Source organism: Burkholderia sp. Bp9031, from assembly GCF_003857965.1.
Lineage (GTDB): Bacteria > Pseudomonadota > Gammaproteobacteria > Burkholderiales > Burkholderiaceae > Burkholderia > Burkholderia ambifaria_A.
Map to the genome: position 1 here is coordinate 101,368 of NZ_QTPW01000014.1, position 22,507 is coordinate 123,874.

The window sequence follows — 22,507 nt, forward strand, 5'->3', positions numbered from 1 at the left end:
GGAGGCCGCATGAGCCAGGCAGCGCAAACTGGCGCGCGCGTCGTCGCGACGTTCACGTCGCCCGGGCAGGTGCGGCTCACGTCGCTGCCGCCGCTCGCGCTGTACGTACATTTCCCGTGGTGCGTGCGCAAGTGCCCGTACTGCGATTTCAACTCGCACGAGTGGAAAGGCGAGCGGTTCCCGGAAACCGAGTATCTCGACGCGCTGCGCGCCGATCTCGAACAGGCACTGCCGCTCGTCTGGGGCCGCCAGGTGCATACGGTGTTCATCGGTGGCGGCACGCCGAGCCTGCTGTCCGCGGCCGGCCTCGACCGGCTGCTGTCTGACGTGCGCGCGCTGCTGCCGCTCGATGCCGACGCCGAGATCACGCTCGAGGCGAATCCGGGCACGTTCGAGGCCGCGAAGTTCGCGCAGTTCCGCGCGAGCGGCGTGAACCGCCTGTCGGTCGGCATCCAGAGCTTCAACGAAGGCCATCTGAAAGCGCTCGGCCGCATTCACGACACCGCACAGGCGCGCGCCGCCGTCGAGATCGCCGCGAAGACGTTCGACAACTTCAACCTCGACCTGATGTTCGCACTGCCGAACCAGACGCTCGACGAATGCCGGGCCGACATCGAGACCGCGCTGTCGTTCGCGCCGCCGCATCTGTCGCTGTATCACCTGACGCTCGAACCGAACACGATGTTCGCGAAGTTTCCGCCTGCGGTACCCGACGACGACGCGTCGGCCGACATGCAGGAATGGATTCACGAACGCACGGCCGAGGCCGGTTACGGACGCTACGAAGTGTCCGCATACGCGAAGCCGAATCATCAGTGCAAGCACAACCTGAACTACTGGCGCTTCGGCGACTATCTCGGGATCGGCGCCGGCGCGCACACGAAGCTGTCGTTCCCGAACCGGATCCTGCGGCAGGCGCGCTACAAGCATCCGGCGACCTTCATCGAACAGGCGATGGCCGGCACGCCGGTGCAGGAAGAGCGTGAAGTCGGCGCGCGCGACCTGCCGTTCGAGTTCATGCTGAACACGCTGCGGCTCGTCGAGGGCTTTCCCGTGCACAGTTTCGTCGAACGCACCGGCCTGCCGATCAGCACGATCGATCCGGCACTCAAGGAAGCGGAGCGGCGCGGGCTGATCACGCGCGATTTTGCGCAGATCGCACCGACGCCGCTCGGCCAGCGTTTCCTCAACGACCTGCAGGAATTGTTCCTGCGCGACGATTGAAGCGGGAACGACGCGGCATTTCGGTTACAATGCCGCCTCGTGTGGAAGCGTGGCCGAGCGGTTTAAGGCACCGGTCTTGAAAACCGGCGACGGGAAACTGTCCGTGAGTTCGAATCTCACCGCTTCCGCCAGGAAGTTCGCCAAACCCCGTCCATTCATCGAATGACGGGGTTTTTGTTTGCCCGCCCCGCGTGCCGACACGTCCCGCCGGATGCCGTTACAATCCGGCGCTCCGATTCGCGAAACGGGAAACCCACGTCATGAAGCCCCTCATCGCCTCGTCGCTCGTCGCCCTGCTGGCCGCCGTCAGCACGCACGCAGCGGCCGCCGATTCCGCCTCCGGCACCGACGCGCAAACGCCGTCGTGCGCGATCGCGTACGTGAAGGGCGTCGGCGGCTCGCCGCGCAGCCTGCGCGAATATCTCGCAAGCCCGACGCCGTACAACTACCTGAAGGAAAACGAGATCCAGTGCAAGGTGTCGGATGACGGGCGCGCGTCGAACTGCACCGGGGTGACGTATATCCGCAACGAGCAGGTCAGCGTGTACGACGATTCCGACCCGGCGACGCTGACCGTCGTCGCGCCGGTGGAACTCGATCACGGCGAGAAGTACCCGGTGATCCTCGTCGTGCAGCGCAAGGACGCGCGCTGCACGCGGTAACGCGCGACGCGGCAAGCTCGACGCTGCCGCAGGCGATGCGCGCAAGCCTCACGGGCCGGTCCGCCATCGCCTAGAATTCGATCAGCACGGCGACACGACCGCCGCCGCGACTCGATGCCGCCCGCGCCATCCGTGCGAGCGGCACACGGAGACCGCCATGACCGAACTGTCGACAGCGACGGATCACGTCGATTACGAAGGCTTCGAGATCCATGTGGTGCCGGGCCTCGCACCCGGCAGCGACACGCGTTACACCTACACCGGCTACGTCTGCCATCCTGGTGCGAATCCCGCGCTACCCGATCATGCGGTGCCCTTCCACGCGGACGGCGAGGAAAGCTATGCGAGCGTCGACGAAGCAGTTCGGGAAGCCGTGCACATCGGCAAGAGCATCATAGACGGCACGCATCCGGACCTGTCCGTTCTGTCGCTCGTGACGCACGGCTACTGAGCGAGGCCCGCCTCACCGCCGCCACCGCGCGCGACTCGCGTGCGCACAAGGCGTGTCCGCACCGTCGCATGTCACGTCACATCGCAACGCCGGCCCGGCAGACGGGCCGCCGATCGCCATCATCTGCGAATCGCCACGTCGCGATTCGCGCGCTATGCGTTTCTCCCGATAACACGTCGTGTCCGGGCGCCTATCATTTTTTTATAGTCACCCTCCGGCACACCTCCCATGCCCCCTCTTCCCCGCCCGGGCGTCGACCGGCTGCGTATTGCCGCGCTGGTCGCCGCCACCATGCTTGCCGCCTGCACGATCACGCCGCCGCCGTCGCTGCGCTCGGTACTGACGATCCCGTCAGTCACGCGCAGCGCGAATCTCGACCAGTACCGCGTGGAAGTCGCACACTGCGTCGCCGAACACAATCCGTCCGGCGTGTTGCGCGGGACGCCGCAGGCGATGCTGCGCTCGCTCGTCGTCGTCGCGTTCACCGTCGATCGCAGCGGCCGCCTCGTCAACGCATCCGTCTATCGCAGCAACGGCGACAGCGAAGCGGAAGCACTCGCGCTCGCGTCGCTGCGCCGCTCGGCACCGCTGCCGCCACCACCATCGAAACTGCTGGACGGCAATGGTCGGATCGAGATGATGGAAGGCTGGCTGTTCAACGACGACGGGCACTTCCAGTTGCAAAGCACCGCGTCGGCGCAGGCGCAATCGCTCGACTGAGCGCGCGCCCGCCCGTGATTGCCGCTATGTCGCGGCGCTGGCTATAATTTTCCGCAATCGCGCGGCCATCCTCCCGCGCGCGCGTTCGCGCGCCGCACCCGGCACGCGAGCCGACCACGCCGGCCCCGGGCGGCGGCGACCTATCCGTCTCCATCGTCGACCGGCGGGTGACGTTCGCGCCACAGCGCGCGTCCACGCCGCCATTGCATCATCCGCTCGGCTGCTCCCGGCAGGTGCCCGCCTCCCCGAGCGCACGCTCAGCCGACCGCCCCAACGACAAAACGGAGACATCCATGTCCGCATCCCCCCCGGCCGTTGCACACGCAACCGGTTCGGCCGGCGCCGTCAGCCACCGGCGCATCGTGTTCGCGAGCTTCATCGGCACCGCGATCGAGTTCTACGACTTCTACGTATACGCGACCGCCGCGGCACTCGTCATCGGTCCCGTGTTCTTCCCGCACGGCTCCGCGACCGCACAGGCGCTGTCCGCGTTCGTCACGTTCGGCATCGCGTTCATCGCGCGGCCGATCGGCTCGTTCCTGTTCGGCCACTTCGGCGACCGCATCGGCCGCAAATCGACACTCGTCGCATCGCTGCTCGTCATGGGCGTGTCCACCACCGCGATCGGTTTCGTGCCCGGCTACGACACGATCGGCGCGCTCGCGCCGGTGCTGCTGTGCGTGCTGCGTTTTGGCCAGGGGATCGGTCTCGGCGGCGAATGGGGCGGCGCGGCGCTGCTCGCGACCGAGCACGCGCCGCCAGGCAAGCGCGGCTGGTTCGGGATGTTCCCGCAGCTGGGCCCGTCGGTCGGCTTCCTGATGTCGAACGGGCTGTTCTTCGCGCTCGCGCTGTCGCTGTCCGACGAACAGTTCCGCAGCTGGGGCTGGCGCATCCCGTTCCTCGTCAGCGCGGTGCTCGTCGCACTCGGCCTGTACGTGCGGCTGAAGATCACCGAGACGCCGGCGTTCCAGGCCGCGCTCGACCGCAACGAGCGCGTGCGCGTGCCGGTCGCGACGCTCGTCTCGCAACACTGGCAGCCGACGCTGCTCGGCGCGCTCGCGATGGTGGTCTGCTACACGCTGTTCTATATCTCGACGGTGTTCTCGCTGTCATACGGCGTGTCGACGCTGCATATTCCGCGCCAGAGCTTCCTCGGCCTGCTGTGCTTCGCGGTGGTGTTCATGGGCCTCGCGACGCCGCTGTCGGCATGGGCGTCGGATCGCTTCGGCCGCAAGCCGGTGCTGGTCGTCGGCGCGATCGCCGCGCTGCTGTCCGGCTTCGCGATGGAACCGCTGCTCGGCAGCGGCTCGATGCCGCTCGTCGCACTGTTCCTGACGCTCGAGCTGTTCCTGATGGGCGTGACGTTCGCGCCGATGGGCGCGCTGCTGCCCGAGCTGTTCCCGACCAACGTCCGCTATACGGGCGCGGGCGTCGCGTACAACCTCGGCGGGATCCTCGGCGCGTCGATCGCGCCGTACATCGCGCAGCTGCTCGCCGCGCACGGTGGGCTGTCGTGGGTGGGCGGGTACGTGTCGATCGCGGCGACAATCAGCCTGATCGGCGTGCTGCTGATGCGGGAAACCCGCAACACATCACTCGTCTGAACCTTCGGGGCGCCCCGGGTTGTGCGGTGGGTGGCGCTGCCTATACTCGATCCTGGGTGCGCCGCCGCGCGCCCCCGGGATCCCTCCCCGAAGGAGCCGCCGCGATGAACATCCGCCTCGACAACGCAGACCTCGTCCTGATCCTGGCGCTCGCGCTGGGCGGCGCGCTGCTGCTCGCGGCCCGCTTTCGGCCGAAGACCTGGCGCGGCCTGCTGTTCGAGGCGTTGCTCGCCAACCTGGCGGCCATCGCCGCGGTGGTCACGGTCGAAGCGCTGCTCGCCTGAACCGGCAGGCGCCGCTTCCCCGCGGCCTGCTCACGCGAATCACCGGCTTGCGCCTAGGCCGTCAGCCGCGCACGCAGCACGGCGTAGGCCGGGCCGACCGTATCGATCGCATCGAGTGCCTGCTCGACCGACGGCGGCGCACCCGGCTCACCGATCGACAGCGCATTCGGTGCGCCGCCGATACCGCAGTGGTGGCGCGACGTCGCGACGAAGATCATCACGGTCGGCCGCTTCAGCGCGTGCGCCATGTGCACGAACCCGGTATCGACCCCCACCACGAGCGCGGCCCGGCCGATGGCCGCGCCCAGTTCGCGCACCGACATCGCCGGCAGCACGATCGCGCCCGGCGCGCGCGCGGCAATGTCCTGCGCATCGTCATGTTCGGCCGGCGATCCCCATGGCATCAGCACGCGCACACCGCGCGCCATCATCCGGATAGCCAGCGCGGCCCAATGGTCGGCCGGCCATTGCTTGTCCGGATTGGACGTCGCGTGAAACAGCAGCATGAACGGCGCGCCGTCGGTCACGGCGGGGGGCAGGCTCGCATCCTGCGGCGCGACGACCCCGTAGTCGGCGATGCCTTCGGGGACATAGCCCAGCGCCTCGCCGGCGCTCACGCGCATCCCGTGCCACGCGTCGCAGTCCGGCCTCGGGCCGAAGCGATGCGAATACGCGAAACGGGCGCCCGTCTCGCCGAGATCCTGCGTCTGATAACCGACGCGGCGCGCGGCGCGCGCGAGGATCGAGATGATTGCGCTCTTGTAGACGCCGTGCAGGTCGATGATCGCATCGTAGCGGTGCGCGCGCAGCGCACCGATCGACGCGGAGATCGCCTTCAGGTCGCCGCCGTTGCGGAGCTTCTTGAACCGCCGCAGCGGCGCGCAGAGCACCTCGCTCACACCCGGGTGCCAGCGCACGACTTCAGCGCACGATTCGTCCACGGCCCAATCGACCGCCACGCCCGGAAAAGCGCGATGGAGGTCCGCGACGACGGGCAACGTCTGGACGACGTCGCCGAGCGACGTCACTTTCACGATGAGGATGCGTTTCACGTTCTTTGTGGGATATATCGGACCATTTCGCCATGCTAACGACGCTAGCGGCGCACAAACATTACTACGACATTACATTTGCAACAAAGTGCGTCGCTTTTGTGAAAGTTTGTCGAGCCCCGGCTGCATCCGGTTCTTTTTATAATGCGTTCTTTGCCCTCCGGCCCACCGCCGATGCAACGTCCCGCTCTTCCCGCCCTGTTTCCCGCCCTCACCCGCCGCTCGCTGCGGATCTGGCGCCAGTATGGCGTGTTCTGGCTGGGCGCGATCGCCGTGGGCCTCGCGGCCGTGCTGTACGCGCGGTTGATCGACTGGGGCTACGACACCTTCCGCACGATGCGCGACCACGTCGCGTGGCTGCCGCTGCTGCTGACGCCGTCGATCGCCGCGGCGTCCGCATGGATCACGCGCCGCTTCTTTCGGGGCGCCGAGGGCAGCGGGATCCCGCAGGTCATTGCGACGCTGCATGCGAGCCCGGGCGCGTTCGGCGCGCGGCTGCTGACGCTGCGCATCCTGTTCGGCAAGGTCCTGATCTCGTTCCTGGGAATCCTCGGCGGCTTCACGATCGGCCGCGAAGGTCCGACCGTGCAGGTCGGCGCGGCACTGATGTTCAACCTGCGGCGCTTCTATCCGCGCTCGAACGCGCAGATCGAACGGCAGCTCGTGCTCGCCGGCGCGGCGGCTGGCCTGTCGGCCGCGTTCAATACGCCGCTCGCCGGGATCGTGTTCGCGATCGAGGAGCTGACCCGCAGCTTCTCCGCCCGCGCAAGCGGCGTGCTGATCACCGCGATCATCCTCGCCGGTGTCGTCGCATTGGGCCTGAACGGCAATTACACGTACTTCGGCACGATCGACGCCGGCCAGCATTTCCCGAAGATGCTCGCCGTCGCCGTGCTCGTCACGGCGATCGTGACCGGCATCGCGGGCGGCCTCTTCAGCTGGCTGCTGCTCAACACCGGGCGCTGGCTGCCCGCACGCCTGCTCGACCTGTATCGCGAGCGGCCGATCGCGTTCGCGGCGCTGTGCGGCTTCGTGATCGCCGTCGTCGGCATCGTGTCGGGCGGGACGACCTTCGGCAGCGGCTATGCCGAGGCGCGCGGCCTGCTCGATGGCCATGAACGGCTGTCGGTGCTCTATCCGTTCCTGAAGATGGTGTCGATGGTTGCGTCGTACCTGCCCGGCATCCCGGGCGGGATCTTCGCGCCGTCGCTGTCGATCGGCGCCGGGTTCGGCAACCTGCTGCACATCGTGTTCGGCGACATGAGCCTGCCGATGCTGATCGCGCTCGCGATGGTCGGCTACCTCGCGGCCGTCACGCAGTCGCCGATCACGTCGTTCGTGATCGTGATGGAGATGATCAACGGCCACGCACTCGTGATTTCGCTGATGGCGACCGCACTGGTGTCGAGCCGCATGGCGCGCTTCTTCGCGCCGCCGCTCTACGAAACGCTCGCACAGCGCTATCTCGCGCCGCCCGCGGCCGCCGCCGAACCTGCTGCTGCACCGGCGGCCATAACCGGCGTCACCGAGCCGCAGGACGCGGCCGCCGCGCCCGCCGACCCGCTCGACACGCTGCGCGAACGGGACAGTGGCGAGCCGGACACCCCGGCGACCGATAGCGGGGCCACGCACGCGCCGGCTACGCCGCATGACGGCGGCCGGCCTGCATCCGCCACGAGCGGCCCGGCGCAAGCAGGCCCGCGCGATACTCAATAGATCACCACCGGCGCCGGCCGATAGTAGACAGGCCGCGCCGGCACGACGATACAGCCTGCGAGCGTGATCGCGACGAGCGCGATGGCAATGGCGGTTCGTTTCATCGCACGCCTCCATCAAGCCCAGTGGCCGCGGGTCCAGAACCAGTTCGGGCCGCGGTGATCCCAGTGGCCCGGCACCCAGTGCATGCCGATACGCTCGGTTTCCCAGTGGCCGCCGATCCAGACATAGCGACCATGATCCCAGCGCCAGTGACCGCGCTCCCACACATAGCCGACACGCGCGTCGGGCACGACTTCGTAGCGCACGGGCGGCGGCGCGTTCGGCGCGACGACGACGATTTCCCCGGCCGGCACGGCGACCGGTTCGGCGACGACCATCCGGCCCGACTGCACCATCACCGGCGCGCCGACGAGGATTTCGTCCGCGCGCGCGGCGAGCGGCGCGACGACGGCCGACAGGCCCGCGGCGAACAGCGCGAGCGAAACGATACGACGTTGAACAGTAGAGACAGCCATCACAACCTCCTGATTAACAAATGACGCGAGCGTATTCGTTCAATGCGGGAGGTCGACCAACGGCCGACAGACACCGTGTTACGGCGAGCCCGAAAGTGCAACAGGGCGTAAGACGCGCACGGCGGCATACGCCGCCGTGCGGGGGGAGACCGGCGAAGGTCAGGCTTGCGGGATCTCGATCTTCACTTCGAGGACTTCGAGATCGTCCTGGCGCTCGAGGCTCACGCGGATGTCATCGTTCGAAATATGGACGTACTTCGAGATGACCGCGACCAGCTCTTTCTGCAGCGCCGGCAGGTAATCGGCCGGCGGCCGGCCACCGACCCGCTCGTGCGCGATGATGAGCTGCAGGCGCTCCTTCGCGACCGATGCGGACTTCTTCTTCTCGCCGAGGAGAAACGAAAGGATGGACATGGGCGGCCTCCGTTACTTGCTGCCGAAGAGGCGCTGCAGCAGGCCCGGCTTCTGGTAATCGGTGAAGCGCAGCGGCTTGTCTTCGCCGAGGAAGCGAGCAACGACGTCCTTGTACGCTTCCGCAACGTCGGTGCCGTCGATATGCACGGCCGGCAGACCCTGGTTCGATGCGTGCAGCACGGCTTCCGATTCGGGCACCACGCCGATCAGCTTGATGCGCAGGATCTCGCTGATGTCCTCGAGCGACAGCATCTCGCCTTCGCTCACACGCTTCGGGCTGTAACGCGTGATCAGCAGGTGTTCCTTGATCGGATCCTTGCCTTCGGTCGCGCGCTTCGTCTTCGACGACAGGATACCGAGAATGCGGTCCGAGTCGCGCACCGACGACACTTCCGGGTTCGTGACGATCAGCGCTTCGTCCGCGAAGTACATCGCGTGCAGCGCGCCTGCCTCGATACCGGCCGGCGAATCGCACACGATGTAGTCGAAGTTCATCGCAACCAGGTCGTTCAGTACCTTCTCGACGCCGTCACGCGTGAGCGCATCCTTGTCGCGCGTCTGCGATGCCGGCAGGATGAACAGGTTCTCGCACTTCTTGTCCTTGATCAGCGCCTGGTTCAGGTTCGCTTCGCCCTGGATCACGTTGACGAGGTCGTACACCACGCGGCGCTCGCAGCCCATGATGAGATCGAGGTTGCGCAGGCCGACGTCGAAGTCGATCACGGCCGTCTTGTGGCCGCGCAGCGCGAGGCCGGACGCGAAGCTCGCGCTGGTCGTCGTCTTGCCCACGCCGCCCTTGCCCGAAGTCACCACGATGATTTTTGCCATTTACCCAATACCCTGTGTTCGTCAATGAGAGCCGATCGATCCGGAGCGCGCCGTGCGAATCACGTCAGGCGCAGCGGTTCGATCATCAATTTTTCCTCTTCGAGCCGGATCTGCACCGATTTGCCCAGTATGTCGGCGGGCAACGGGTTCTCGGTCGTTCGATAGATACCCGCGATCGAAATCAGTTCCGGTTCGAGACACGTGCAGAAAATGCGCGCGTCGTGATTGCCGTGCACACCCGCGAGTGCGCGGCCGCGCAGCGGCGCGTAGATGTGGATGTTGCCTTCCGCGATGATCTCGGCGCCGTGACTGACCGGCGCAAGCACCACGAGGTCTCCTTTCGCGTAAATCTGCTGCCCCGAACGCAGCGGCCGGTCGATCACCAGCGTCTGGCCACCCGCCGGAATCGGCGTCGGCGCAGGCTCCGGTGCCGGTTCGGCTGCCGCGGCAGCAGCCGCGACGACCGGCGCCGGCTCCGCTTCGTCGGCCGGCTTCGCGGCCGACACGCGGCGATCGCGCGCCTCGAGCAACGGCAGGCCGGCTTCCCCCGCCCAGCCCTGCGTGGCTAGCGCAACGACGCCCACCGGGCGCATCCGCACGTCGTTCAGCATCTGGCGGATGTCGGCGAGCGCGACGCGTTCGCCGTCCGCAAGGCGGCGGACGTCGATCGCGACGACATCATCGGCGAAAAACTCGGGAGTCGCTTCGAAGCGCTTGACCAGTTCGGTACGCAACGCCTCGAGATCGGTCGTCTTCACGGTGAACAGCAACGTATCGACCGATCCGCTGCGCAGCTCGAAGAATGGCGATTTTTTAAGCGACATGGACACTCTGCAAAAAATTTTTGCGTATTTTACAGGCGTCCACGCGTGCGGCCATTATTTTTGGGGAACCGGGCGGCGATGGTCGCCGCGAGCGCGCAACCGGCAGGCGGGCAGTCGGACGGGCGAGCTGGCCTTCATCGCGCCGTGCGGCCCGCGCGTTCATGCGTCAGGGCGTGTTGAAGTGCGACACGAACAACGACTTCATCGCGCCGGGCATCCGCCCGATCGGCGCATGCTCGCCCGTGTTACCGAAACCCGCACGTTCGTAGAAACGGATCGCGTTGCGGTTCGCATCGGCGATCCATGCGTAGACGTCCTGCGCACCACGTTCGGCGAGCCATGCGGTGGCCGTTTCCAGCAGCAGCACGCCGCCGCGCAGGTGGCGGACCGCGTGCGCGACCCACAGCTCGCTGACGAACGCGCGCCGCTCGGGCGTATTGTCGAAATACGCGCCGATCATGCCGGCCGGATGGCCTTCGGTGTACAGCAGGAAAGTCGTCGACTCGTCGGACGCCGCACGCAGCGCGGCGATGGCCGCCGCCGCGTCGGAATCGACGTTCAGCAATTCGGCCTCCGGCGCTTCGCCGGGTGCATAGGGCTCACGCAGCGATGCGGCGCGGAGTTCGCGATACACGCCGCCCTGGTCGGCAACGATACGACGAACGGTCAAGGTCGAACTCATGCAGGCACAGCCCCTTTCGGACAGCAAGCTGCTAGCTTCAACCGAAAGCGGGGCATGAGTCAAATCGTTATTTTCAAATGGCTGCGTGGATCGAAAGGCAACGGGGGCGGCGCACGCGCGGGTGTGCAGGTGCAGCATTGACGCGTCGATGCGCAGCGACACATCGCACTCCCGATCACAAGGTCGGACGTGCCGCCTCGCTCGCCTTGTCCTATACGGTATTCATGCAACGAGCGTCCATCATTTCATCGCCACGAGCCTGATGGTCCGTAACATATGTACGCAAAATGGCTGCGTCTGCGTGCGTTACCGCGCCGCATATATTGCATTGCAACATTCGTTTCGGCGCGCGCGGCCATATGTACGCGCGCGTCGCGCCATACATTCATCTGACAAGAACAGCGCTCGCGCGAGCGGATCGGCACTTGCCTGCCTGTTTCAATCACCCCCGCACCGGCCCTTCCCGACCTGCGTCATGCACGGTCCGCCGTTTGGAGTTGCATGCCTAGCGGCGGTGTTTGGAAAGCGCGCGCGACAGTCGTATAACTGGCACAACCGGACCAACGATCCGGTGACGCACGCCGTGTCGCGGACCAACGACGATTCGAACGACGATAAACGTGCACGTGCGGCTCCTGCGCCCTCGAGCGCAGGAGCCGGCCCCCAAAGGAGGGAGACAATGGCAATGACCGACGAATCGGCCTCGGGCTGGTCGGATGGCAAACGTTATCTGTGGCTGCTCGGCGCGGTGACCATCACGCTGCCGATTCTTTCGGCCCAGCTCGCGCTGTCGACGGGCCTTCACGTGTTCTGGTGGTTCGGCCCGCTGTTCGCGTTCGGCGTGATTCCGATCCTCGACACGCTGATCGGCGACGATCGCGACAATCCTCCCGAAGCCGTCGTCCCGCATCTCGAACGGGCGCGCTACTACCGCTACATCGTCTATCTCGCGACGCTGGTCGAATACGTCGCGTTCTTCATGTGCGTGTGGATCGTCGGCACGCACGCGCTCGCGTGGTACGACTATGTCGGCTTCGCGCTGTCGCTCGGCGCCGCAACGGGTATCTCGATCAACACCGCGCACGAACTCGGGCACAAGACCAACCGCTTCGAGCGCTGGCTCGCGAAAGTTACGCTCGCGCCGGTTGCGTACGGGCACTTCTTCGTCGAGCACAACCGCGGCCATCACGTGCGCGTCGCGACGGCCGAGGACCCGGCGAGCGCGCGCTACGGCGAATCGTTCTGGGCCTTCCTGCCGCGCACGATGACGGGCAGCGTCCGCTCGGCGTGGCGGCTCGAAAAGGCGCGCCTCGAGCGGCTCGGGCATTCGCCGTGGACCTGGCGCAACGAGGTGCTGCACGCATGGGCGATGACCGTCGTCGTGTGGGGCATCGCGATCGCGATGGCCGGCAAGGTCGTGATCCCGTTCCTCGTGATCCAGGCCGTGTACGGTGCGTCGCTGCTTGAAGTCGTCAACTACGTCGAGCACTACGGGCTCGGCCGCCGCAAGCTGCCGAGCGGCCGCTACGAACGCTGCACGCCGCAGCATTCGTGGAACAGCAATCACGTCGTCACCAACCTGTTCCTGTATCAATTGCAGCGGCACGCCGACCATCACGCGAACCCGACGCGCTCGTACCAGGCACTGCGTCACTTCGACGACTCGCCGCAACTGCCGGCCGGCTACGCGACGATGATTCTGTTCGCCTATGTGCCGCCGCTCTGGTATCGCGTGATGAACCCGCGTGTCGTCGCGCACTACGGCGGCAACATGGCGCAGTCGAACATCAAGCCGTCGATCCGCGCGCGCGTGCTCGCGCGGTATTCGGCTGCGGCGTGATGCAGGACAGCGCGGTCGCGCGATATCGTCACGCGGCTTGCTGCGACCTGAACGTGGCGATACACCGTCGTCGATGCAGCCACGTTCACGGCCGGACGACACAAACGAAAAACCCCGTGATCCTTCCGGATCACGGGGTTTCGTATTTTGGCGGAGAGGGTGGGATTCGAACCCACGGTACGGGGAAACCGTACGCCTGATTTCGAGTCAGGTACATTCGACCACTCTGCCACCTCTCCTTCCTTGCTGCTTCATTTCCCGGTTGGTCGTGTCCGGGAAAGAAAAGATTATAGAACGATCTCTTCGACACTCACAAGCGTTTTCTGCAAAATTTTTGCGATGCCCTCGGAGATCGATCGCGCAGCAATCTCACGACGCCTGTGCAGGCGCTTCGATTCGCTCCATGCCGCCCATGTACGGACGCAGTACCTCCGGTACCGTGACCGAACCGTCGGCACTCTGGTAGTTCTCGAGCACCGCGACGAGCGTGCGGCCGACCGCGAGCCCCGAGCCGTTCAGCGTATGCACGAGTTCCGGCTTGCCTTGCGCGTTGCGGAAACGCGCTTGCATCCGGCGTGCCTGGAACGCCTCGGTGTTCGAGCAGCTCGAGATCTCGCGATAGGTGTTCTGCGCGGGCAGCCACACTTCGAGGTCGAACGTCTTCGCGGCCGAGAAACCCATGTCACCCGTGCACAGCGTGATCACGCGGTACGGCAGGCCGAGCTTCTGCAGGATCGCTTCCGCGTGGCCGACCATCTCGTCGAGCGCCGCGTACGATGCGTCCGGTGCGACGACCTGCACCATCTCGACCTTGTCGAACTGGTGCTGGCGGATCATCCCGCGCGTGTCGCGGCCGTACGAACCGGCTTCCGAACGGAAGCACGGCGAATGCGCGGTCAGCTTGATCGGCAGCGCGGAGCCTTCGACGATCGACTCGCGCACGGTGTTCGTCAGCGAAATCTCGGACGTCGAAATCAGGTACTGCGTGATCGTGTTCTCGGCGCCGCCCTTCTCGACGCGGAACATGTCGTCCGCGAACTTCGGCAGTTGACCCGTGCCGTACAGGATCTCGGGGTTCACGATGTACGGCGTGTACGTCTCGCTGTAGCCGTGCTGCAGCGTGTGCGTGTCGAGCATGAACTGCGCGAGTGCGCGGTGCAGGCGGGCGATCGCGCCGCGCAGCATCGTGAAGCGTGCGCCGGCGAGCTTCGCGCCGGTTTCGAAATCGAGGCCGAGCGGCGTGCCGACGTCGACGTGATCCTTCACCTCGAAGTCGAACTGGCGCGGCGTACCCCAGCGGCGCACCTCGACGTTGTCGGCCTCGTCCTTGCCGACCGGCACGCTTTCGTGCGCGATGTTCGGCATGCCCAGCATCAGGTCGGACAGGCGCGACTGGATCTCGCCGAGCTTGGCTTCCGACGCCTTCATCTCGTCGCCGATCCCGCCGACTTCGGCCATCACGGCCGACGTGTCCTCGCCCTTCCCCTTCATCGCGCCGATCTGCTTCGACAGGCTGTTGCGGCGCGCCTGGAGCTCTTCGGTGCGGGTCTGGATCGCGCGGCGTTCCGCTTCGAGTGCGGAGAACGCGGCGACGTCGAGGGTGTAGCCGCGATCGGCGAGGCGCTTCGCGACGCCGTCGAGGTCTTTGCGCAGCAACTGAATGTCGAGCATGGGAGGACTTGGAAAATCGTTGTGTAAGACGGGAATTCTAACGCACCGCGGGGCCGCCACGGCACTGGCCGGATGGACAATGCCGCAAACGCGCGGCGGGCGTGGCAGTATCGCATTGCCGGCCTGCGCGCCGGCACCCGGCAAAGCGCGTCGGGCGATGCCGTCGCGCCGCGCGCGACAGCCGCCTCGGCCGGGCGCAACGCGGCAGGCAACGCACCCGCCTTCGCATCACCATCACCCGAGGGAACCCGATGGCCATCGAACTGGACAAGGATGTCCGCGACCGCGCGATCGCATCGCTGCAACGCTATTTCACAGAAAACATGGACGAGCCGATCGGCAACATCCAGGCCGGCGCGCTGCTGCACTTCTTCGTCGAGGAAATCGCGCCGGCGATCTACAACCTCGCGATCGCCGATGCGCAGGAGCGCTTGCACGCACGAGTCGCCGAACTGGACATCGAATGCCACGAGGAGCCGTTCGAGTACTGGAAGAAGCAGCCGGGCCGCAAGCGCTGACGCGCTCCCCGCGGTGCCGGCCATCCAGCCGCGTGGCCGGTCAGTCCTTCTTGCCAGCCTCGCGATCGAGCTCGCGCAGCCACGCGAGCTTGTCGGCGATCTTCGATTCGAGCCCGCGCGGCACCGGCTTGTACCAGTGCGGCTCGCGCATCCCTTCCGGCAGGTAGGTCTCGCCGGCGGCATAAGCGTTCGGCTCGTCGTGCGCGTAGCGATACGCGTGACCGTAGCCGAGTTCCTTCATCAGCTTGGTCGGCGCATTGCGCAGGTGCACGGGCACCTCGCGCGACTTGTCCTGCTTCACGAACGCCATCGCCTGGTTGAACGCGTTGTAGCCCGCATTGCTCTTCGCCGCGCACGCGAGATAGATCACCGCCTGCCCGAGCGCCAGCTCGCCTTCGGGCGAGCCGAGCCGCTCGTAGGTCTCGGCCGCGTCGTTCGCCATCTGCAGCGCGCGCGGGTCGGCCAGGCCGATGTCTTCCCACGCCATCCGCACGATCCGCCGCGCGAGATATTTCGGATCCGCGCCGCCGTCGATCATCCGGCAGAACCAGTACAGTGCGCCGTCCGGGCTCGAACCGCGCACCGACTTGTGCAGCGCCGAGATCTGGTCGTAGAAATTGTCGCCGCCCTTGTCGAAGCGCCGCGCGTTCAGCGTCATCGCACTGCTGACGAAATCGGCATCGATGGTCGTGACCCGGGCGGACGATGCGGCCGTCTGCGCCTGCTCGAGCAGGTTCAGGAAGCGCCGCGCGTCGCCGTCCGCGTAACCGATGAGCGTGTCGATCGCCTTGTCGTCGAACGCGAGGCCGTCGAGCGCGATTTCCTGCGCACGCTTGAGCAACTGACGCATCTCGTCGTCGTTCAGCGACTTCAGCACGTACACCTGCGCCCGCGACAGCAGTGCCGAGTTGACTTCGAAGCTCGGATTCTCGGTCGTCGCGCCGATGAAGGTCACGAGCCCCGACTCGACGAACGGCAGCAGCGCATCCTGCTGCCCCTTGTTGAAGCGGTGGATTTCATCGACGAACAGGATCGTGTGACGGCCGGTGCGATTCAGCGTGTCCTTCGCCTGCTCCATCGACTCGCGGATGTCCTTCACGCCGCCGAGCACCGCGGACAGCGCGATGAACTCGCAGTCGAACGCGAGCGCGGTGAGCCGCGCGAGCGTCGTCTTGCCGACGCCGGGCGGCCCCCAGAGGATCATCGAATGCGGCTTGCCGGATTCGAAGGCAAGCCGCAGCGGCTTGCCTTCGCCCAGCAGATGCGTCTGGCCGATCACCTCGGCGAGCGTCTTCGGCCGCAGCGCCTCGGCGAGCGGCCGGCGCGGCTCGACTTGAAACAGGTCGGACATGAACCCTCGCTCCACATCAAACGGTAGCGGCCGAACGCGGCCGCCGGACCCGACATTATGACAGCCCGCACGACTGCACCGCCGCGCGCGGTGCCCGCGCCCGTTGCCCGCGCGCCCAAAAACAACACGGGCCTGCCGTCGCCGGCAGGCCCGTGTCGGAAAAACTGTGCGGCGCCGGTCAGCCGGTGATCACGTCCGCGCCCTTCGGCACGACGAACTTGAACGTATCGCTCTTCAGCGGCGGGTTCGTCTGGATGTTCGTGAACGTGAGCAGCGTGACGTTGCCGAACACGTCGTGCAGCTCCATCGCGGCGAGCGTGCCGTTGCGGAAGCCGATGCCGATCCGCTGGAATTGCGTGTCCTGCGCCTTCGGCAGCATCTCGAGCCACTCGATGCCGCCCTTCTGGCCGGCATCGCGCAGCGTGTAGTTCTTGTCGAGATCGTTGCTGCCGAACAGGATCGCGGCCGGGCTCGCGCCCAACGCGCCGTTCAGCTTGCGCTCGGTGACCTGGTTCAGGTCGCGGTCGTACACGTAGAGCTTGTCGCCGTCGGCCTGCAGCACCTGCTGGTACGGCTTCTGGTACGTCCAGATGAACTTGCCCGGACGCGAGAACACGAATGTGCCGCTCGAATTGTCGTTCGGCTTCGGCGCGACCTGCACGGCGCTCGCCCCCTTGGCCGGCGCCTTGACGATCTGCTGCGTGAAATCACCCTTCGCCGAATGCACCTGCGATACGAAGGCCTTCAGTTGGTCGGTGCCGCCCGCGAACGCGTGTGTCGCCGCGAGCATCAGCGATGCGCCGGCGAACGCCGCGCCGAGCCAGCGGCGCGTCGAACGAAGGGAAGGGACGAACGAAAGTTGCTGCATGATGCGGTTTTCTCCCTGGGTGGCCGGCGCCGCGGACTCATTCCGCGTCGCGCGCCGGCACAAGAATTTCGCGGTTGCCGCTCGACGACATCGCCGACACGAGCCCCGACTGTTCCATCTGTTCGAGCAGCCGTGCCGCGCGGTTATAGCCGATCCGCAAATGGCGCTGCACGAGCGAGATCGACGCGCGGCGGTTCTTGATGACGATCTCGACCGCCTGGTCGTACAGCGGATCAGACTCGCCGCCGCCTTCACCGGTTCCCGCGCCCGCCGAACCCTCGTCGCCGTCGACGGTGCCGCCCTCGAGCAGCCCTTCGACGTAGTTGGGCTCGCCCTGCTCCTTGAGCTTCTCGACGACGCGATGCACTTCATCGTCGGCGACGAACGCGCCGTGCACGCGCACGGGCAGCCCGGTGCCCGGCGGCAGGTACAGCATGTCGCCCATCCCGAGCAGCGATTCGGCGCCCATCTGGTCGAGAATCGTGCGCGAGTCGATCTTCGACGACACCTGGAACGCGATCCGCGTCGGCACGTTCGCCTTGATCAGGCCGGTGATCACGTCGACGGACGGACGCTGCGTCGCGAGGATCAGGTGGATGCCGGCCGCACGCGCCTTCTGCGCGATCCGTGCGATCAGCTCCTCGACCTTCTTGCCGACGACCATCATCAGGTCGGCCAGCTCGTCGATCACGACGACGATGTTCGGCAGGCGGCCGAGCGGTTCGGGATCGTCCGGCGTCAGGCTGAACGGATTCGGAATCTTTTCCTCGCGCTTCGCCGCCTCGTCGATCTTGTTGTTGTAGCCGGCGAGGTTGCGCACGCCGAGCTTGCTCATCAGCTTGTAGCGGCGCTCCATCTCCGCGACCGTCCAGTTCAGCGCGTGGCCGGCCTGGCGCATGTCGGTGACGACCGGACACAGCAGGTGCGGAATGCCTTCGTAGACGCTCATTTCGAGCATCTTCGGATCAATCAGGATCAGGCGCACCTGCTCGGCGGTCGCCTTGTACAGCAGCGACAGGATCATCGCGTTGATCCCGACCGACTTGCCGGAACCGGTCGTGCCGGCGACCAGCAGGTGCGGCATCTTCGCGAGATCGGCGCACACCGGCTTGCCGCCGATGTCCTTGCCGAGGCTCAGCGTCAGCGCCGACGATGCGGCCGCATAGACTTCCGAGCCGATGATCTCGGACAGGTGCACCGTCTGGCGGCGCTGGTTCGGCAGCTCGAGCGCCATGTAGTTCTTGCCGGGAATCGTCTCGACCACCCGGATCGACACGAGCGACAGCGAACGCGCGAGATCCTTCGCGAGGTTGACGATCTGGCTGCCCTTCACGCCCGTGGCCGGCTCGATCTCGTAGCGCGTGACGACCGGGCCCGGATACGCGGCGACGACGCTCGCCTCGACGCCGAAGTCCTTCAGCTTCTTCTCGATCAGGCGCGACGTGAATTCAAGCGTATCGGCGGAAATTGCTTCCTGCGTCTTCGGCGCGGGGTCGAGCAGCGATACCGGCGGCAGCGTCGAATCGCCCGGCAGGTCGGTGAAGAGCGGCACCTGGCGCTCGCGCTCGACACGTTCGGACTTCGCCGGCGTGACGACCGGCGGCACGATCGTCACCGGCTCGTGATCCTCGATGCGCACGCGCTCTTCTTCGACCTTGCCTTCGCGGCGCACGGCCGCGGCTTCGCCGAGCTTGCGATCTCGCTCGGCCTCGCGGCGCAGCTTCGCGACGTTGACGGCGGACAGGATCGCGCCGCCGACGCGCTCGGAAACCGACAGCCAGGAGAAGCGGAAATACAGCGACAGGCCGATCGCGAGCGCGATCAGGAGCAGCAGCGTGCCGCCGGTGAAGCCGAACGCGTGCGACATCGCGCCTGCCACGGCCTCGCCGATCACGCCACCCGGCGCACGCGGCAACTGCACCTTCAGCGACCACATCCGCAGCGCCTCGATGCCGTCGCACGCGAGCACGACGAGCACGAACGCGAAGATCTCGGTGAGCCAGCCGATCGGCCGCTCGGGTTCGTCAACGACCGCCTCGTGACGCGTGATGCGCCGGTAGTTGACCGCGATGCGCCGCCCGAGCGGCACGATCAGCCAGTAGGCCGACAGGCCGAACAGCAGCAGGATGATGTCGGCCGTCCACGCACCGACGCGGCCGGCCCAGTTCGAGATGTGGTCCACCTGCGCGGCGTGCGTCCAGCTCGGATCGCGCCGGCTGTAGCTCAACAGGGCCATCACCAGAAAAGCGCAGAGCGCGACCTGGAGAATCCAGCGGATCTCCGTGAGGAGCTTCGACATCCGGTGCGGCAACGCCTGTGCCTGGGCGGAATAAGGAGCTTTTGCCATGAATCCGTATAAAGAGGACGGGCCGCGCGCCCGCCTGTCGTTCGATCCCGCTTATTGTAAACGCTGCACCGGGGCGCCAAGTGTAAATGACGGTTACATAACAGGGCCGGGGCGCATGAAGCGCACACCCACACACGAGCCGTACCGTCGGCCCCCGGCCCGTGACACCCGCCTGCGGCAATGCGCCGCCACCGGCAACGACGGCCGTGTCGTGTCCGCCCTTGCCCGCCCCGCCGCCGCGAGCCGGCTGCCGGGGAACGCTATCGCCACGATTGAAACTCTCGTTCGGCAGCGCAGCAACGGGGCCTTTATAATGCGCGTCTGATACCCATCTATGACGGCATCCCGGTCAACCCAGACCGTCCGGCGAGCCTTACCCCGCCCGCCGCGGCCGCCTTTTACGGATTCGCACATGTCCACGCCCAAACACGCCAAAGTCCTGATTCTCGGTTCCGGCCCCGCCGGCTACACGGCTGCCGTCTATGCCGCACGCGCCAACCTGTCCCCGGTACTGATCACCGGCATCGCGCAGGGCGGCCAGCTGATGACGACCACCGATGTCGAAAACTGGCCGGCGGACGCGAAGGGCGTGCAAGGCCCGGAACTGATGACGCGCTTCCAGGAGCACGCCGAGCGCTTCAACACCGAAATCGTATTCGACCACATCCACACCGCGAAACTGCACGAACAGCCGATCCGGCTGATCGGCGATTCGGGCGAATACACGTGCGACTCGCTGATCATCGCGACCGGCGCATCCGCGCAGTATCTCGGCCTGCCGTCCGAGGAAGCGTTCATGGGCAAGGGCGTGTCGGCCTGCGCGACCTGCGACGGGTTCTTCTATCGCAACCAGGAAGTCGCGGTGATCGGCGGCGGCAACACGGCCGTCGAGGAAGCGCTCTACCTGACGGGTATCGCGAAGAAGGTCACGGTGATCCACCGCCGCGACAAGTTCCGCGCCGAGCCGATCCTGATCGACCGCCTGCTGGAAAAGGAAAAGGAAGGCGTCGTCGACATCAAGTGGGATCACGTGCTCGACGAAGTGACGGGCGAGGAATCGGGCGTCACGGGCCTGCGCATCAAGAACGTGAAGACCGGCGAGAAGCAGGACCTCACCGTGCAGGGCGTATTCGTCGCGATCGGCCACAAGCCGAACACCGACCTGTTCCAGGGCCAGCTCGAGATGAAGGACGGCTACATCCTGACGAAGAGTGGCCTGCAGGGCAACGCGACGTCGACCAGCATGCCGGGCGTGTTCGCTGCAGGCGACGTGCAGGACAACGTGTACCGCCAGGCGATCACGAGCGCCGGCACGGGCTGCATGGCCGCGCTCGACGCGCAGCGCTACCTCGAAAGCCTGCACGACAAGAAGTAAGCGTCAGGCCTTCGCGCGCCGGGCGCTACAATGGCGTCCGCTGCCGCGAAGCGGGCTTGGCCGGAAAGCCGCTGCCGCCGCGCAGCGGCTTTTTTTGTGCCCGCGCGCCCGAACGCGCCTGCCCGGTTACCGAATCATGGCGAAGAACCAGCCCCATCCGAGCGATCCCGCGAAGCGGCAGATCGCCGCCCGTCCCGCGAACCCGGCGCCCGCCGCGCCACCGCCCGCACCCGACGCCGCCGCACTGCGCGGCCAGGGCCTTGCCGGCCTCGGCGCGCTGCGCAAGTCGCTGCAAGGCGAAGCCGACCGCCGCGAGCGCACCCGCGTCGAAACCGTGAAGGCCACCCGCCAGGCGGAGGCCGACGCGAATCTGTTCCGCAACGAAATCGGCGCGATCCAGCCGCTGAACGCGCCGCCGCGCGCGAAGTCGGGCCGCATGCCGCCCGACCCGGTGCCGAAGCAGACGCAGCGCGACGAGGAAGACGTGCTGAATGCGACGCTGTCGGACGAATTCGATCCCGAGACGCTGCTCGACAGCGACGAATCGCTGTACTACCACCGCCCCGGCATCAGCCGCGACGTCGTGCGCAAGCTGCGCAGCGGCGCGTGGATCGTGCAGGCGCAGCTCGACCTGCACGGGATGCGGCGCGACGAGGCGCGCGACGCGCTCGCGGAGTTCATCCGCGAGGCCGGCAAGAAGGGGCTGCGCTGCCTGCGCGTGATCCACGGCAAGGGGCTCGGCTCGATCGGCAAGGAGCCCGTGCTGAAAGGCAAGGTGCGCGCGTGGCTCGTGCAGAAGGAAGAAGTGATCGCATTCTGCGAGGCGCGCAGCCACGACGGCGGCGCGGGCGCGGTGCTCGTGCTGCTGCAGCCGCTGGCCGCGCCCGCCGATCGGGGGCCGCGTGCCGCATCCTAGGCTGACGCTCGCGATCTCGATACTGGAGGCGATCGCGACGCTGGCCTTCGCGATCTCGGGTTTCATCGAGGCACGCAAGAATCGTCTCGACTCGGTCGGCACGTTCGTCGTCGCGCTCGCCACCGCGTTCGGCGGCGGCACGCTGCGCGACATCCTGCTCGAACGCCGGCCGTTCTACTGGGTCGTCCACGACGACTACGTGATCGCGATCTTCGTGCTCGCGCTGTTCGCGCCGTTCGTGCTGCGGATGCTGTCGCGACTGTCGGCCGAGCGGCTCCTGCTGGTGGCCGACGCAATCGGGCTCGGGATCTTCAGCATCTCGGGCACCGCGATCGCGCTCGATGCCGAGATGCCACGCTTCATCGCGGTGATGATGGGCGTGATCACCGGCGTGGTCGGTGGCATCGTGCGCGACGTGCTGTGCAACGACATTCCGCTGATCCTGCGCGATTCGCGACCGTACGCGACCTGCGCGTTCGCCGGCTGCTGGTTCTACCTGCTGCTCGCGTGGCTGCAGTTCGACTCGGTGTACAGCGTGCTGTTCGCGACCGGCTTCATCCTCGTCGCGCGGCTCGCGACGTTCAAGTTCGACGTGCGGCTGCCGCACTGACGCCCCCGCGCCGCGCATCGCCGGCACGCAAA

At 66.6% G+C, this 22,507-nt stretch carries 22 protein-coding genes and 2 tRNA genes; 13 read left to right on the top strand and 11 right to left on the bottom strand.

The annotated features are described in order from the left end of the window. Positions 1 to 9: 9 nt before the first annotated feature. The 7 genes from hemW to DIE15_RS19655 all read left to right on the top strand — a co-directional run bounded on the left by hemW (position 10) and on the right by DIE15_RS19655 (position 4,945). Positions 10 to 1,224 carry a radical SAM family heme chaperone HemW gene (gene hemW, locus DIE15_RS19620; protein WP_124834124.1) on the top strand — a complete coding sequence of 405 codons (1,215 nt, stop codon included), beginning with the start codon at positions 10 to 12 and terminating at the stop codon, positions 1,222 to 1,224. A 43-nt stretch (positions 1,225 to 1,267) separates the two neighbouring features. Further along, positions 1,268 to 1,355: transfer RNA gene (locus DIE15_RS19625), tRNA-Ser, on the top strand. Positions 1,356 to 1,484: 129 nt separating this feature from the next. Continuing rightward, complete coding sequence (locus DIE15_RS19630) at positions 1,485 to 1,886, top strand: hypothetical protein (RefSeq protein WP_057928520.1); 402 nt, start codon at positions 1,485 to 1,487, stop codon at positions 1,884 to 1,886. A gap of 157 nt (positions 1,887 to 2,043) precedes the next feature. Then, positions 2,044 to 2,337 (top strand): hypothetical protein, encoded by a 294-nt coding sequence (locus DIE15_RS19635; protein ID WP_057928519.1) that lies wholly within the window; start codon positions 2,044 to 2,046, stop codon positions 2,335 to 2,337. A gap of 228 nt (positions 2,338 to 2,565) precedes the next feature. Further along, entirely contained in the window at positions 2,566 to 3,057 is a 492-nt protein-coding gene (locus DIE15_RS19640; protein ID WP_057928518.1) for an energy transducer TonB, read from the top strand. Between the two features lie 293 nt (positions 3,058 to 3,350). Continuing rightward, positions 3,351 to 4,661, top strand: a complete 1,311-nt coding sequence (locus DIE15_RS19650) for an MFS transporter (protein ID WP_124834125.1) — start codon at positions 3,351 to 3,353, stop codon at positions 4,659 to 4,661. 104 nt (positions 4,662 to 4,765) lie between these two features. Then, on the top strand, positions 4,766 to 4,945 hold the full coding sequence (locus DIE15_RS19655; RefSeq protein ID WP_057928516.1) for a hypothetical protein: 180 nt from the start codon (positions 4,766 to 4,768) through the stop codon (positions 4,943 to 4,945). Between the two features lie 53 nt (positions 4,946 to 4,998). On the opposite strand, the gene waaC is transcribed toward DIE15_RS19655, so the two are convergent. Next, positions 4,999 to 5,997 carry a lipopolysaccharide heptosyltransferase I gene (gene waaC, locus DIE15_RS19660; protein ID WP_057928515.1) on the bottom strand — a complete coding sequence of 333 codons (999 nt, stop codon included), beginning with the start codon at positions 5,995 to 5,997 and terminating at the stop codon, positions 4,999 to 5,001. Positions 5,998 to 6,171: 174 nt separating this feature from the next. On the opposite strand from waaC, the gene DIE15_RS19665 reads away from it, so the two are divergent. Next, positions 6,172 to 7,713: a chloride channel protein gene (locus tag DIE15_RS19665; RefSeq protein WP_057928514.1), complete on the top strand. Its 1,542-nt coding sequence runs from the start codon at positions 6,172 to 6,174 to the stop codon at positions 7,711 to 7,713. A gap of 116 nt (positions 7,714 to 7,829) precedes the next feature. On the opposite strand, the gene DIE15_RS19670 is transcribed toward DIE15_RS19665, so the two are convergent. The 5 genes from DIE15_RS19670 to DIE15_RS19690 form a co-directional block, all read right to left on the bottom strand. After that, positions 7,830 to 8,231 carry a YXWGXW repeat-containing protein gene (locus tag DIE15_RS19670; RefSeq protein WP_057928513.1) on the bottom strand — a complete coding sequence of 134 codons (402 nt, stop codon included), beginning with the start codon at positions 8,229 to 8,231 and terminating at the stop codon, positions 7,830 to 7,832. A 159-nt stretch (positions 8,232 to 8,390) separates the two neighbouring features. Beyond that, positions 8,391 to 8,645, bottom strand: coding sequence for a cell division topological specificity factor MinE (gene minE / locus DIE15_RS19675; protein WP_006486661.1), 255 nt, complete (start codon positions 8,643 to 8,645; stop codon positions 8,391 to 8,393). Between the two features lie 12 nt (positions 8,646 to 8,657). Continuing rightward, complete coding sequence (minD, locus tag DIE15_RS19680) at positions 8,658 to 9,473, bottom strand: septum site-determining protein MinD (protein WP_057928512.1); 816 nt, start codon at positions 9,471 to 9,473, stop codon at positions 8,658 to 8,660. Positions 9,474 to 9,532: 59 nt separating this feature from the next. Continuing rightward, the gene (minC, locus tag DIE15_RS19685; protein WP_124834126.1) at positions 9,533 to 10,297 is read right to left on the bottom strand and encodes a septum site-determining protein MinC; all 765 of its coding nucleotides are present in this window, start codon (positions 10,295 to 10,297) and stop codon (positions 9,533 to 9,535) included. 166 nt (positions 10,298 to 10,463) lie between these two features. Continuing rightward, entirely contained in the window at positions 10,464 to 11,117 is a 654-nt protein-coding gene (locus DIE15_RS19690) for a GNAT family N-acetyltransferase (protein ID WP_242431893.1), read from the bottom strand. A 541-nt stretch (positions 11,118 to 11,658) separates the two neighbouring features. Here DIE15_RS19690 and DIE15_RS19695 point away from each other — a divergent pair. After that, positions 11,659 to 12,819 (top strand): alkane 1-monooxygenase, encoded by a 1,161-nt coding sequence (locus DIE15_RS19695; RefSeq protein ID WP_124834128.1) that lies wholly within the window; start codon positions 11,659 to 11,661, stop codon positions 12,817 to 12,819. Positions 12,820 to 12,967: 148 nt separating this feature from the next. Here the strand turns inward: DIE15_RS19695 and DIE15_RS19700 are convergent. Further along, positions 12,968 to 13,058, bottom strand: a tRNA-Ser gene (locus tag DIE15_RS19700). A gap of 130 nt (positions 13,059 to 13,188) precedes the next feature. Next, complete coding sequence (gene serS, locus DIE15_RS19705; protein WP_057928508.1) at positions 13,189 to 14,490, bottom strand: serine--tRNA ligase; 1,302 nt, start codon at positions 14,488 to 14,490, stop codon at positions 13,189 to 13,191. A 251-nt stretch (positions 14,491 to 14,741) separates the two neighbouring features. Here serS and DIE15_RS19710 point away from each other — a divergent pair, with 251 nt between their 5' ends. Further along, positions 14,742 to 15,008 carry a DUF2164 domain-containing protein gene (locus tag DIE15_RS19710; RefSeq protein ID WP_057928507.1) on the top strand — a complete coding sequence of 89 codons (267 nt, stop codon included), beginning with the start codon at positions 14,742 to 14,744 and terminating at the stop codon, positions 15,006 to 15,008. Positions 15,009 to 15,048: 40 nt separating this feature from the next. On the opposite strand, the gene DIE15_RS19715 is transcribed toward DIE15_RS19710, so the two are convergent. From DIE15_RS19715 to DIE15_RS19725, 3 genes are all read right to left on the bottom strand, one after another. Then, a complete protein-coding gene (locus tag DIE15_RS19715; protein ID WP_057928506.1) occupies positions 15,049 to 16,359 on the bottom strand; it encodes a replication-associated recombination protein A in 1,311 nt (436 codons plus the stop codon). Between the two features lie 178 nt (positions 16,360 to 16,537). Continuing rightward, a complete protein-coding gene (gene lolA, locus DIE15_RS19720; protein ID WP_057928545.1) occupies positions 16,538 to 17,227 on the bottom strand; it encodes an outer membrane lipoprotein chaperone LolA in 690 nt (229 codons plus the stop codon). Between the two features lie 37 nt (positions 17,228 to 17,264). Next, the gene (locus DIE15_RS19725; protein ID WP_057928505.1) at positions 17,265 to 19,574 is read right to left on the bottom strand and encodes a DNA translocase FtsK; all 2,310 of its coding nucleotides are present in this window, start codon (positions 19,572 to 19,574) and stop codon (positions 17,265 to 17,267) included. A gap of 412 nt (positions 19,575 to 19,986) precedes the next feature. Here DIE15_RS19725 and trxB point away from each other — a divergent pair, with 412 nt between their 5' ends. The 3 genes from trxB to DIE15_RS19740 all read left to right on the top strand — a co-directional run bounded on the left by trxB (position 19,987) and on the right by DIE15_RS19740 (position 22,475). Further along, positions 19,987 to 20,949 carry a thioredoxin-disulfide reductase gene (trxB, locus tag DIE15_RS19730; RefSeq protein WP_057928504.1) on the top strand — a complete coding sequence of 321 codons (963 nt, stop codon included), beginning with the start codon at positions 19,987 to 19,989 and terminating at the stop codon, positions 20,947 to 20,949. A 136-nt stretch (positions 20,950 to 21,085) separates the two neighbouring features. Beyond that, positions 21,086 to 21,865: a Smr/MutS family protein gene (locus DIE15_RS19735; protein ID WP_124834129.1), complete on the top strand. Its 780-nt coding sequence runs from the start codon at positions 21,086 to 21,088 to the stop codon at positions 21,863 to 21,865. Next, entirely contained in the window at positions 21,852 to 22,475 is a 624-nt protein-coding gene (locus DIE15_RS19740) for a trimeric intracellular cation channel family protein (RefSeq protein ID WP_057928502.1), read from the top strand. Before DIE15_RS19735 ends, DIE15_RS19740 begins: the two co-directional genes overlap by 14 nt. The last annotated feature ends 32 nt before the right edge of the window (positions 22,476 to 22,507 follow it).

Coding starts and splice junctions, on each gene's coding strand:
- minE (WP_006486661.1), bottom strand. CDS start 8,645: ATGTCCATCCTTTCGTTTCTCCTCGGCGAGAAGAAGAAGTCCGCATCG.
- DIE15_RS19655 (WP_057928516.1), top strand. CDS start 4,766: ATGAACATCCGCCTCGACAACGCAGACCTCGTCCTGATCCTGGCGCTC.
- serS (WP_057928508.1), bottom strand. CDS start 14,490: ATGCTCGACATTCAGTTGCTGCGCAAAGACCTCGACGGCGTCGCGAAG.
- DIE15_RS19735 (WP_124834129.1), top strand. CDS start 21,086: ATGGCGAAGAACCAGCCCCATCCGAGCGATCCCGCGAAGCGGCAGATC.
- DIE15_RS19690 (WP_242431893.1), bottom strand. CDS start 11,117: ATGCTGCACCTGCACACCCGCGCGTGCGCCGCCCCCGTTGCCTTTCGA.
- minD (WP_057928512.1), bottom strand. CDS start 9,473: ATGGCAAAAATCATCGTGGTGACTTCGGGCAAGGGCGGCGTGGGCAAG.
- DIE15_RS19725 (WP_057928505.1), bottom strand. CDS start 19,574: ATGGCAAAAGCTCCTTATTCCGCCCAGGCACAGGCGTTGCCGCACCGG.
- DIE15_RS19695 (WP_124834128.1), top strand. CDS start 11,659: ATGGCAATGACCGACGAATCGGCCTCGGGCTGGTCGGATGGCAAACGT.
- DIE15_RS19635 (WP_057928519.1), top strand. CDS start 2,044: ATGACCGAACTGTCGACAGCGACGGATCACGTCGATTACGAAGGCTTC.
- DIE15_RS19650 (WP_124834125.1), top strand. CDS start 3,351: ATGTCCGCATCCCCCCCGGCCGTTGCACACGCAACCGGTTCGGCCGGC.
- minC (WP_124834126.1), bottom strand. CDS start 10,297: ATGTCGCTTAAAAAATCGCCATTCTTCGAGCTGCGCAGCGGATCGGTC.
- trxB (WP_057928504.1), top strand. CDS start 19,987: ATGTCCACGCCCAAACACGCCAAAGTCCTGATTCTCGGTTCCGGCCCC.
- DIE15_RS19630 (WP_057928520.1), top strand. CDS start 1,485: ATGAAGCCCCTCATCGCCTCGTCGCTCGTCGCCCTGCTGGCCGCCGTC.
- DIE15_RS19715 (WP_057928506.1), bottom strand. CDS start 16,359: ATGTCCGACCTGTTTCAAGTCGAGCCGCGCCGGCCGCTCGCCGAGGCG.
- DIE15_RS19710 (WP_057928507.1), top strand. CDS start 14,742: ATGGCCATCGAACTGGACAAGGATGTCCGCGACCGCGCGATCGCATCG.
- DIE15_RS19640 (WP_057928518.1), top strand. CDS start 2,566: ATGCCCCCTCTTCCCCGCCCGGGCGTCGACCGGCTGCGTATTGCCGCG.
- DIE15_RS19665 (WP_057928514.1), top strand. CDS start 6,172: ATGCAACGTCCCGCTCTTCCCGCCCTGTTTCCCGCCCTCACCCGCCGC.
- lolA (WP_057928545.1), bottom strand. CDS start 17,227: ATGCAGCAACTTTCGTTCGTCCCTTCCCTTCGTTCGACGCGCCGCTGG.
- DIE15_RS19670 (WP_057928513.1), bottom strand. CDS start 8,231: ATGGCTGTCTCTACTGTTCAACGTCGTATCGTTTCGCTCGCGCTGTTC.
- hemW (WP_124834124.1), top strand. CDS start 10: ATGAGCCAGGCAGCGCAAACTGGCGCGCGCGTCGTCGCGACGTTCACG.